General features: G+C 70.8%; 2 protein-coding genes (1 of these 2 cut by a window edge). Both read right to left on the bottom strand.

Annotated features, from left to right (window positions below):
• Positions 1-27: 27 nt before the first annotated feature.
• The gene (locus tag K3769_RS40320) at positions 28-4,635 is read right to left on the bottom strand and encodes a non-ribosomal peptide synthetase (RefSeq protein WP_267031171.1); all 4,608 of its coding nucleotides are present in this window, start codon (positions 4,633-4,635) and stop codon (positions 28-30) included.
• A protein-coding gene (locus tag K3769_RS40315; RefSeq protein WP_267031170.1) for a non-ribosomal peptide synthase/polyketide synthase crosses the window boundary here: on the bottom strand, positions 4,632-12,399 show its final stretch. The gene runs 14,900 nt beyond the window's last position; 7,768 of the gene's 22,668 nt are visible here — the last part of the coding sequence; its start codon lies beyond the right edge, outside the window; the stop codon is at positions 4,632-4,634. Before K3769_RS40315 ends, K3769_RS40320 begins: the two co-directional genes overlap by 4 nt.

The following is a 12,399-nucleotide window of genomic DNA, read 5'->3' as shown; positions in this document are numbered from 1 at the left end:
CGGAGGCCGAAGGTCAGTGGCCGGGGATCAGAGGCTGTCGTCGGCGAACTCGGCCTGCAGGTCGTCAACTTCGTCCTGGTCGAGATCGAGGAGGGCGAAGTCGGAGGGCGTGTGGCCGCCGGCGGACGGGTCGGCGGCGTGCGCGGCGAGGCTCTTCAGCAGCCCGAGCCAGGCCTGCCCCAGCTCTTGTACGTCGGTCTCGTCCAGGAGCGCCGCGGGCCAGCTCAGGGTGAGCGTCAGCTCCGGGCCACTCGCGGTGTCCGCCACCACGGCACCCACGTCGAGCGCATGCAGCACCGGCATCCCCGGATCGGCGGCGCCACCGACGGCCGTGTCTCCGGCCGACTGCCACGGCTCGACCGAACTCGTTCCGGCACCACCGGCGGTCGCGAACCGGCCCAGATAGTTGAACCCGACCTGCGGCACCGGCAGACCCGCCAACACCGGCGCCGTCTCCGGATTCAGGTGACGCAACAGGCCATGGCCCAGCCCGTCCCCGGGCACCGCCCGCACCTGCTCTTTCACCCGCTTGACCAGCACACCAGCCGCCGCGCCACCTTCCGCAGCCTCCGTCAGGTCCACTCCGGAGGCATCCAGGCGGACCGGATAGGCGGCGGTGAACCAGCCCACCGTCCGCGACAGATCCATGCCCTCCGACAACGGCTCCCGGCCATGCCCCTCGACCTCCACGAGGAACCCACCCGGCCCGGCCGCGAAGCCCGGCCGCCACGCGGCCACCGCACCGGCCAGCGTCGCCAGCAACACCTCGTGCAGACCGCAGTGGAACACCCCCGGCACCGTACCGACGAGCCCCGTGCACTCATCCACCGGAACCGACCAGGAACAACGCCGCAAGGACTCGACCGTGTCGACGGTCGGATCCAGCGCGCGGCGGCCGATCAGCGGCTCACCGGCGGCGCCCACCAGCTCAACCCACTTCGCCAGCTCCTCGACCCGCCGCGGGTCCTTTGCCGACTGCTCCAACTGCCGGGCCCAGGAGCGGAAGGACGTCGGCGCCGGTTCGAGGACCGGTCGCCGGCCGACGGCCGCCGCCTCGCACGCGGTTCCCAGGTCCTGCGCCAGAACGCGCCACGACACCCCGTCGACCGCCAGGTGATGAGCCGCCAGCACAATCCGGCCCATCCTGTCCGGCCCGGCGTCCACCCACACCACCTGCACCATCACCCCGGCTGCCGGATCCAGCCGCGCCACCGCGGGCCGAGCGGCGTCCACCGCCACCCGGTCCACCTCACCCTCAGCGGCCCCTATGGCAGCCACCCGGAGCACCAGACCGGAGGCGTCGATCTCGCCTGCCTCCGGAACCCTCAGCGTCCGAAGGTCGCTCCCGGTCCGGGCCCGCAGCATCCCGTGCGTCCAGAGCAGCGCCTCCACGCCTGACACCAGCACATCCACACCCAGCCCGGCCGGGGCACCGATCACCGTCCACTGCGCGAACTCGCCCCGCAGCGCGTGCGCGCCCATCGACCGCATCGCCGGGGTCCACGGCACCTCACCTACGCCCGTCTCCGCCCTCTGCCCAGCCCCTCCACCGGACACCGCGACCGCCACCTGTGCCAACCGTTCCGGTGTCTTCTCCTCGAACACCTGCCGCGGCGTAACGGCCCACCCCGCGGCACGGGCCCGGGAAGCGAGCTGCATCGACATGATCGAATCGCCGCCCAGCTCGAAGAACCCGTCCCCGACCCCGACCGCCTCCAATCCCAACACCTCGGCGAACAGGGTGCAGAACACCTGCTCAGCAGGCGTCTCCGGAGCTCGACCGGCACTCACCGCAGCCTCCGGCGTCGGCAGGGCGGAGCGGTCGACCTTGCCGTTGACGGTGAGCGGGAACGCGTCGAGTACGACGACCGCCGACGGGACCATGTACTCAGGGAGGCGGGTGGCGGCGAAGGCCCGCAGCGTCTCGGCGTCCGCGTCCCCGACGGCGTATCCGATCAGTCGTCCGTCGCGCGCCAGCACCACGGCCCGCTCAACCCGCGCATGGGCGGCCAACACCGCCTCGACCTCGCCGAGTTCGACCCGGAACCCGCGGATCTTCACCTGCGCGTCGGCACGCCCCACGAACTCCAACTGCCCGTCCGACGTCCAGCGCGCCACGTCACCGGTGCGATACATCCGCCCCGTACCGTCACCGAAAGGACAAGCCACGAACCGCTCAGCCGTCAGATCGGAGCGGCCGATATAACCACGGGCCAGACCCACCCCCGCGATGTACAACTCCCCGGTCACACCCACCGGAACAGGCCGCAGGAACCCATCCAGCACATAGGTACGAACATTCGGCAGCGGACGTCCGATCGCCGGCGGCACGTCCTCACCCGTGATGCCCTCCTCCAACAGGACCGCGGTACTGATGACGGTGGCCTCCGTCGGGCCGTAGGTGTTCCACACGCGAGCACCCTCACGCCACCTCGCCGCCAGACCGGCCTCCAGCCTGTCCGCGCCCAGCACCCAGTTCCGCACCCCCGAAACCGACGTCGGCTCCAGGGCCCCCAGTAACGACGGCACCACACTCGCGCTGTCGACACCGTTGAAGTCGATCATCGCGGCGAGGGCAGAGCCGTCCTGCCTCTCTTCGGACGTGGCGATCGCCAAGGTGCCCCCGGCGGCGAGGGTCACGGCCACGTCCAGCACCGCCGCGTCGAAGCTGAACGACGCGAACTGCAACGCCGTGAGCCCAGGTCCCACACCGAGGACGGGACCCATCGCCGAGGCGAGGTTGGCCACAGCAGCGTGCTCCACCGCCACACCCTTCGGACGACCCGTCGACCCTGACGTGTAGATGACGTACGCCAGTTGATCGAACGTGACGTCCGGCAGCTCACCCGAACCGGTCCCCAACCCGCCCACCAGAGCCGTCTCGACGTCCGCCGACAACCGGTCCGCAGTCTCCTCCGTCACCAGCACCAGTTCGGCACCACTGTCGGCCACCATGAACAACAACCGGTCGGACGGATACTCCGGATCCAACGGAACGTACGCACCACCCGCCTTCCACACCGCCAACATCGCCACGACCATCTCGACCCCACGCGGCAGACACAAACCCACCCGCGACTCACGCCCCACACCACGGGAGACCAGCCCCCGGGCCAGCGCACCCGACCGCACATCCAACTCTCCGTAGGACAGCGGTCGGTCGCTGAACCACAACGCCGCCGTGTCCGGCGTGCTCACGACCCAACCGCGGAACCGTTCCAACACCGTGTCGGGAACCTGGTCCCGCGCTGTGGCGTTCCACTCCTCCACGACCACGGATCGCTCGGGCTCGTCGAGGAGGTCGATGTCGCCCACCCGGAGCGTCGGCTCGTCCGCGACCTGTTCCAGCACTCGTGTCAGCCATCCGGCGACGCGGCCCGCCGCCTCCTCGTCGAAGAGGTCCGGCCGATGTGTCATCACGATCCGGAGGCCGACGTCGGGGACGATGCCGACGGTCAGCGGGAAGTTGGTAGCCTCGTGCGCATCCATGCGGGTGAAGGAGATGGTGCCGGGCGCGGACGCCCCCTCGGGCGGGATCGGGTAGTTCTCGTAGACCACGAGGGTGTCGAACGTAGCTCCCGGCCCGGCCAGCCCCTGTATCTCGCTCAGGCTCAGATGCTGGTGCGGCATCAGTGACGACTGCCGCGCCTGCAGGTCCGCGAGCATGTCCAGCACCGGCTGTCCGCCGGTCAGCGGCACCCGTACCGGCAGCGTGTTGATCATCAGGCCGACCATGGACTCGGCGCCGGGCAGATCCGCCGACCGCCCCGAGACCGTCGCGCCGAACACCACGTCGTTCCGTCCGGTCAATCGGGACAGGACCATTGCCCACGCGCCCTGCACGACCGAGTTCAGCGTGAGGTTTTGGCCGCGGGCCATCTCCCTCAGTCGCGTAGTGGTCGCCTCGGGGAGATCGAGGACGAGGTCCCGCGGCAGCACTGAGACCTCGGCCCCGCCTGCCGCCTGGGGTGCGACGAGGGTCGGTTCCTCCGCCCCGGCCAGTTCCTCCCGCCACGCGGCACGCGCCGTCTCGCGGTCCTGCCGGCCGAGCCACGACAGGTAGTCGCGGTACGAGGTGACCGGGGGCAGCACGCGGATGTCTCCACCCGCCGTGTAGACCACCTCCAGTTCGTCGAGGAGCACCGGCATCGACCAGCCGTCAAGCAGGATGTGATGGGTCGTCACGACAAGGCGGTGGCGGGCTTCCCCGAGCCGGGCCAGCAGCAGCCGGAGCAGGGGCGGCGAGGCGGGGTTCATCCTGTCGTCCCGCTCCTCGCGGGCCAGCCGCTCGAACCGGGTCAGGGCCTCGTCCTCGCCGAGGTCCGACAGGTCGACGTCGCTCCAAGGAAGCACCACACTCCGTGAGATCAGCTGCACCGCTTCGCCGGACCTGCGCCGTTGGAAACTGGCGCGCAGGACGGCATGGCGCTCGATCAGCGCCTCCCAGCACGCGCGGAAGAGCTCGGTGTCCAGGGGGCCGTCTACGCCGAGGACGCACTGGAGGCCGTAGACATCCGGTCCCTCGTCGTCGTACGAGGAGTGGAAGAGCATCCCTTGCTGGAGGGGCGAGAGCGGCCACACTTCCGCGAGCGCGGATCCCTTGGCGGGCGTCGGGAGGGGTTTCGGGGGCTTCACAGGAACCGTCCTTCGTGGAGTTCGGCAGCTATGGCTTCGAGGTCGTCGACTTCGTCCTGGTCGAGATCGAGGAGTGCGAAGTCGGAGGGGGTGTGACCGCCGGCCTGGGGACCGGCGGTGTGCGCGGCGAGGCCCGACAGCAGGCCGAGCCAGGCCCGGCCCACCTCCTCCACGTCGGTCTCGTCCAGGAGCGCGGCGGGCCAGCTCAGGGTGAGCGTCAGCTCCGGCCCGCTGACCGTGTCCGCCACCACGGCACCCGCGGCGAGCGCGTGCAGCACCGGCATCCCCGGATCCGCAGCGCCTCCTACGGCCGTGTCCCCGGCCGTCTGCCACGGCTCGACCGGGCCCGGCTCAGCACCACCGGCGGTCGCGAACCGGCCCAGATAGTTGAACCCGACCTGCGGCACCGGCAGACCCGCCAACACCGGCGCCGTGTCCGGGTTCAGGTGACGCAGCAGGCCGTGACCGAGGCCGTCCCCGGGCACCGCTTGCACCTGCTCCTTCACCCGCTTCACCAGCACACCGGCCGCCGCACCGCCGGCGGCGGCTTCGGCGAGGTCGACTGCGGAGGCGTCCAGGCGGACCGGGTGGGCCGCGGTGAACCAGCCCACCGTCCGCGACAGATCCATGCCCTCCGACAACGGCTCCCGGCCATGCCCCTCGACCTCCACCAGGAAGCCGCCGGAGCCGATACCGGCGCCGGTCCCTGGGTACGGGCGGCGCTGTGTCAGCGCACCGGCCAGCGTGGCCAACAGCATTTCGTGCAGCCCGCAGTGGAACACCCGTGGTGTCTCGCCCACGAGCACCGCCGCCTCCTCCGTCGGGAGTGACCAGGACAGCAGGCGCAGGGTGGACGTCGTGTCGACGGCCGGGTCCAGCGGACGGCCGCCGATCAACGGCTCTCCGTCGCCAGCCGTCCCGGCGACCAGGTCGGCCCAGGCATCCAACTCGCTCACCCGCTCCGGGCTCCGGGCGGCCCGCCGCAGTCCCTCCGCCCAGGTGCGGAAGGAAGTCGGCGCCGGCGCGGGATCCGGCCGCCGGCCCGCGCCCGCCGCCTCGCACGCGCTCTGCAGGTCGGGAACCAGCACGCGCCACGACACCCCGTCCACCGCCAGGTGATGCGCGGCCAGCACGATCCGACCGACCCGCTCCGGCCCGGCATCCACCCACACCACCTGCACCATCACCCCGGCCACCGGATCCAGCCTCGTCACAGCCTGCCGAGCGGCATCCACCGCCAGCCGGTCCAACTTCCCCACAGCCAGGTCTGCGGCATCCACCCGAGCCACCAGCCCGGACACGTCGATCCCAGCCGCCTCCGCAACCACCAACACCTGGTCGCTCCCGACCTGGGCCCGCAGCATCCCGTGGGCTTCCACCAGCGCGCTCACGCCCGCCCTGAGAACGTCCATGCCCAGGTCGGCCGGCGCGCCGATCACCGTCCACTGTGCGAAGCCGGACCGCAGCACCTCCTCACCCATCGACCTCATCAGCGGCGTCCACGGCACTTCGCCGACACCCGAGTCCGTGGCGTCCGTAGACGCTTCCCCGGTCACGGACGCGACCAGTGCCAGCCGCTCCGGGGTCTTCTCCTCGAAGATCTGCCTCGGGGTCACCAACCAACCGGAACGACGAGCCCGCGAGGCGAGCTGCATCGACATGATCGAATCGCCGCCCAGCTCGAAGAAGCTGTCCCCGACCCCGATCGCACCCGCCTCCAGACCCAGCACCTCCGCGAACAGCGCACACAGGGCCTCCTCGGCCGCCGTCCCGGGCCCTCGTATCGAGCCCGAACCACCGAACTCCCGGTCGGGAAGAGCAGGCCGGTCCACTTTCCCGTTCACCGTCAGCGGGAACGCGTCGAGCACCACCACCGCCGCCGGAACCATGTACTCCGGCAGTCGCGAGGAGGCGAAGACCCGCAGGGCGTCGGCATCCACCTCGTGGCCGACTACGTAGCCCACCAGCCGTCCCTCACGGACCATCACGACGGCATGGGCGACCAGGAGGTGGGCCTCCAACACCGCCTCCACCTCGCCCAGTTCGATGCGGAAGCCGCGGATCTTCACCTGCTCGTCCGCGCGCCCCACGAACTCCAGTTGGCCCTCGGCGGTCCAGCGGATCAGGTCACCGGTGCGGTACATCCGCTCGCCCTCACCGAAGGGGGCGGCGACGAACCGCTCCGCGGTCAGGTCCGGGCGCCCGGAGTAACCGCGCGCCAGCCCGGGCCCGGACACATACAGCTCACCCGCCACGCCGACCGGCACCGGCTGGAGGAACTCGTCGAGCACGAACGTCCGCGCGTTGCGCAGTGGACGGCCGATCGGGACGCTTCCCCCCGATCCGTCTCCGGGGTTGAGGGGCAGGCTCATCGCCGCGCACACGGTCACTTCGGTCGGACCGTACGCATTCACCATCCGCCGCCCCACCGACCAACGGTCGACCAACCCCGGCGGACACACCTCACCCGCCACCACCAACGTCTCCAACCCCGCCGGCAACGCATCCTCCACCGCCAGCACACCCGGCGGAACCGTCACATGCGTCGCGTGTGTGCGCTCCACCGCCTCACCCAACGACACCCTCGGCGGCAACCCCTCAGCCCCAGCCACCACCAACACCGCACCCGACACCAACGCCATACACAACTCCGACACCGCCGCGTCAAAACTCAACGACGCGAACTGCAACACCCGCGCCCGCTCCCCCACCGCAAACCGATCAACCTGCGCCCACGCCAGATTCGCCAACCCCGCATGCGACACAACGACCCCCTTCGGCCGCCCCGTCGAACCCGAGGTATGAATGACATACGCAGCATTCGCCACCCCCAACGGCACGATCCGCTCCGCATCCACCACCCGACCCGGCACACAACCGGCCACGACAGCGGACACCTCCGGATCGTCCAGGGCAATCGCCCCGGTCTGGTTCGCCCCGGGCAACGCCGCACGGCCCGCACGCGTGCACAGCACCGCGACCGGATCTGCGTCCTCCAACACCAAGGCCAGACGCTCGGCGGGATGCCCCGGATCCAGCGGGACGAAGGCTCCGCCCGCCATCGAAACCGCCAGCAACGCCACCACCGTGGTCACCGACCGCTCAGCCACCACAGCAACCCGCCGCTCCGGACCCACCCCCGCAGCGATCAGATACCGCGCCAACCGACCAGCCTCAGCCTCCACCTCCGCATACGTCACACTGTGTGCGCCCGACTCAAGAGCCGGCGCGTCCGGCGACCGCCGCACCTGCTCCGCAAGCAACTCAGGCAACGTCCCGGAAGGCACCCGCGGGGACACGTCCTGCCAGTCCCGCGTCAGACGCTCCCGCCGTTCCGAGTCCAGCAACCCTATTCGCCCCAAAGGCAGCTCCGGGTCAGCAGCGAACTGCTCCAACACCCGCACCAGCGCGGCCAACACCTCATCGGCCCGCGCCCGGTCGAACAGGTCCGGACGATGATCCAGCTGCAACTCCATCCGCTCACCCGGCGCGACGATCAACCCCAGCGGATAGTGACTGGCGTCGTGAGGGATGCCGCCCGGCCGGATAGTGAGGGCGTCGGGGCCGTCCGGCGCGGCCATGGCTGAGTGCGGATAGTTCTCGTAGACCACGAGCGTGTCGAATTCCGCGCCCGGCCCGGCGACCTGCTTGATCTCCGCCAGCCCGAGGTTCTGATGACCCATCAGGTTCACCTGTCGGGCTTGGAGTTCGGACAGCATGCCGGCCACGGACAGACTGCCCGGCAACTCGACCCGTACCGGCAGGGTGTTGATGAACAACCCGATCAACGACTCCGCACCCGGCAGATCCGCCGGCCGCCCCGCCACCGTCGTCCCGAACACCACATCCCGGCGCCCCGACAACCGAGCCAGGACCAGAGCCCACGCCCCCTGCACCACTGTCGCCATGGTGAAACCGCGCTCCCGCGTCAGCTCCTCCAGCGTCCGGGTCAGCTCGGCCCCGCACTCGACACGCACCGCTTCCGGCCGCATCGGCAACCGGGCCGGATCCACCGGAGCAACCAGCGTCGGCTCCTCCGCCCCGGCCAGTTCCTCCCGCCACGCAGCCCGCGCAGCCTCCCGATCCTGACAGCCGAGCCACGACAGGTAATCCCGGTACGACCGCACCGCAGGCAACGCCCCGGCATCCCCGCCCGCGGCGTACGCCGCCGAGAGCTCGTCGATCATCACGGACAACGACCAACCGTCGACGACGCTGTGATGTGACGTCATCACCAACCGATGATGCCGCCCGCCGAGACGAAGCAGCAACAGTCGCAGCAGCGGACCCCGCGCGAGATCGAACCCGGCCGACAACTCGTCCCCGGACAACCGGACCGCCTCAGCCTCCGCATCAGCTTCCGACAGGCCACTCAAGTCGGCTGCGCGCCATGGCAGTTCCACCTCGCGCGGGACAACCTGCACCGCTTCACCCGAGGCCAGGTGATGGAACCCCGCACGCAAGATCGCATGCCGCCCCACCACCACATCCCACGACGCCCGTAGCCGACCGACATCCAGAGGCCCGTCCAGGGCAAGCGCGCGCTGACCGGCATACACATCCGCCCCGGCACCCTCGTCGAGAGACGCGTGGAACAGCAGCCCTTCCTGGAGTGGGGACAGCGGCCACACATCCTCCAGACCGGGCACCACCGACTCCAGCTCCTCCACACCCTCCTGAGACAGGGAAACCAGCGGGAAGTCGGAGGGGGTGTGGCCGCCGGCCTGGGGACCGGCGGTGTGCGCGGCGAGGCCCGACAGCAGGCCGAGCCAGGCCCGGCCCACCTCCTCCACGTCGGTCTCGTCCAGGAGCGCGGCGGGCCAGCTCAGGGTGAGCGTCAGCTCCGGCCCGCTGACCGTGTCCGCCACCACGGCACCCGCGGCGAGCGCGTGCAGCACCGGCATCCCCGGATCCGCAGCTCCTCCTACGGCCGTGTCCCCGGCCGTCTGCCACGGCTCGACCGGGCCCGGCTCAGCACCACCGGCGGTCGCGAACCGGCCCAGATAGTTGAACCCGACCTGCGGCACCGGCAGACCCGCCAACACCGGCGCCGTGTCCGGGTTCAGGTGACGCAGCAGGCCGTGACCGAGGCCGTCCCCGGGCACCGCTTGCACCTGCTCCTTCACCCGCTTCACCAGCACACCGGCCGCCGCACCGCCGGCGGCGGCTTCGGCGAGGTCGACTGCGGAGGCGTCCAGGCGGACCGGGTGGGCCGCGGTGAACCAGCCCACTGTCCGCGACAGCTCCATGCCCTCCGACAACGGCTCCCGGCCATGCCCCTCGACCTCCACCAGGAACCCACCCGGCGCAGCCGACCACGTAGGCCGACCCGCCACCGCACCGGCCAACGTCGCCAGCAACATCTCGTGCAACCCGCAGTGGAACACCCCCGGCGCGTCACCGACGAGCACAGCAGCCTCACCCACCGGCACCGACCACGTACGGTGGCGCAGCGTCGCGACCGTGTCGGTCTCCGGGTCCAGCGGACGGCCGCCGATGAGCGGTTCCCCGTCGCCGTCCGTTCCGGCGACCAGGTCGACCCAGGCGTCCAACTCGCTCACCCGCTCCGGGCTCCGGGCGGCCCGCCGCAGTCCCTCCGCCCAGGTGCGGAAGGAAGTCGGCGCCGGCGCGGGATCCGGCCGCCGGCCCGCGCCCGCCGCCTCGCACGCGCTCTGCAGGTCGGGAACCAGCACGCGCCACGACACCCCGTCGACCGCCAGGTGATGCGCGGCCAGCACGATCCGACCGACCCGCTCCGGCCCGGCATCCACCCACACCACCTGCACCATCACCCCGGCCACCGGATCCAGCCTCGTCACAGCCTGCCGAGCGGCATCCACCGCCAGCCGGTCCAACTTCCCCACAGCCAGGTCTGCGGCATCCACCCGAGCCACCAGCCCGGACACGTCGATCCCAGCCGCCTCCGCAACCACCAACACCTGGTCGCTCCCGACCTGGGCCCGCAGCATCCCGTGGGCTTCCACCAGCGCGCTCACGCCCGCCCTGAGAACGTCCATGCCCAGGTCGGCCGGCGCGCCGATCACCGTCCACTGCGCGAAGCCGGACCGCAGCACCTCCTCGCCCATCGACCGCATCAACGGCGTCCACGGCACCTCTCCGACACCCGAGTCCTCAGCCCCGGTGGAGGCCTCCTCGGACCCGGCCACCACCAGTGCCAGCCGCTCCGGGGTCTTCTCCTCGAAGATCTGCCTCGGGGTCAGCAACCAACCGGAACGACGAGCCCGGGACGCGAGCTGCATCGACATGATCGAATCGCCGCCCAGCTCGAAGAAGCTGTCCCCGACCCCGATCGCACCCGCCTCCAGACCCAGCACCTCCGCGAACAGCGCACACAAGGCCTCCTCGGCCGCCGTACCGGGCCCTCGTGTCGAGCCCGAACCACCGAACTCCGGGTCGGGAAGAGCAGCCCGGTCCACCTTGCCGTTCACCGTCAGCGGGAACGCGTCGAGCACCACCACCGCCGCCGGAACCATGTACTCCGGCAGACGCGCGGCGACGAACTCCCGCAGTTCGCCTGCCTCCGCTCCGCCCACGACATGGGCGACGAGCCTGCCGTCCCGTACCGTCACGACGGCCTGCGCGACCTCCAGGTGGTCGTCGAGGGCGGCTTCCACCTCGCCCAGCTCGATGCGGAAGCCGCGGATCTTCACCTGCTCGTCCACCCGGCCCACGAACGTCAGTTGACCGTCGGGAAGCCAGCGCGCCAGGTCTCCGGTGCGGTACATGCGCGCCCCGGCGTCGAACGGATCGGCCACGAACCGCTCCGCTGTCAGGTCCGGGCGCCCGGAGTAACCGCGCGCCAGCCCGGGCCCGGACACATACAGCTCACCTGCCACGCCGACCGGCACCGGCTGGAGGAACTGGTCCAGGACATAGGCCCGCATGTTCACCGTCGGCCGCCCGATCGGCACACCGTCGGTGTCACCCGCACCCGTCCTGGACCCGTCTCCGGGGGTGAGAGGCAGGCTCATCGCCGCACACACGGTCACTTCGGTCGGACCGTACGCATTGACCATCCGCCGCCCCACCGACCAACGGTCGACCAACCCCGGCGGACACACCTCACCCGCCACCACCAACGTCTCCAACCCCGCCGGCAACGCATCCTCCACCGCCAGCACACCCGGCGGAACCGTCACATGCGTCGCGTGTGTGCGCTCCACCGCCTCACCCAACGACACCCTCGGCGGCAACCCCTCAGCCCCAGCCACCACCAACACCGCACCCGACACCAACGCCATACACAACTCCGACACCGCCGCGTCAAAACTCAACGACGCGAACTGCAACACCCGCGCCCGCTCCCCCACCGCAAACCGATCAACCTGCGCCCACGCCAGATTCGCCAACCCCGCATGCGACACAACGACCCCCTTCGGCCGCCCCGTCGAACCCGAGGTATGAATGACATACGCAGCATTCGCCACCCCCAACGGCACGATCCGCTCCGCATCCACCACCCGACCCGGCACACAACCGGCCACAGCCGTCACGGTCTCCGGATCGTCCAGAACGATCACCCGCTCTCGGCGTACTTCCGGCAGCACGGACCAAGTGGCGTGCGTACACAGCACCACGACCGGGTCGGCGTCCTCCAGCACCAGAGCGAGCCGGTCCGCAGGGTGTGCGGGGTCCAGCGGGACGAAGGCTCCGCCCGCCATCGAGACCGCCAGCAACGCCACCACCGTGGTCACCGACCGCTCAGCCACCACAGCAACCCGCCGCTCCGGACCCACCCCCGCA

This window comes from Streptomyces ortus, assembly GCF_026341275.1.
Lineage (GTDB): Bacteria > Actinomycetota > Actinomycetes > Streptomycetales > Streptomycetaceae > Streptomyces > Streptomyces ortus.
Note: the sequence above shows the minus strand (reverse complement) of the source record. Positions and strands in the feature narration are given on the sequence as shown.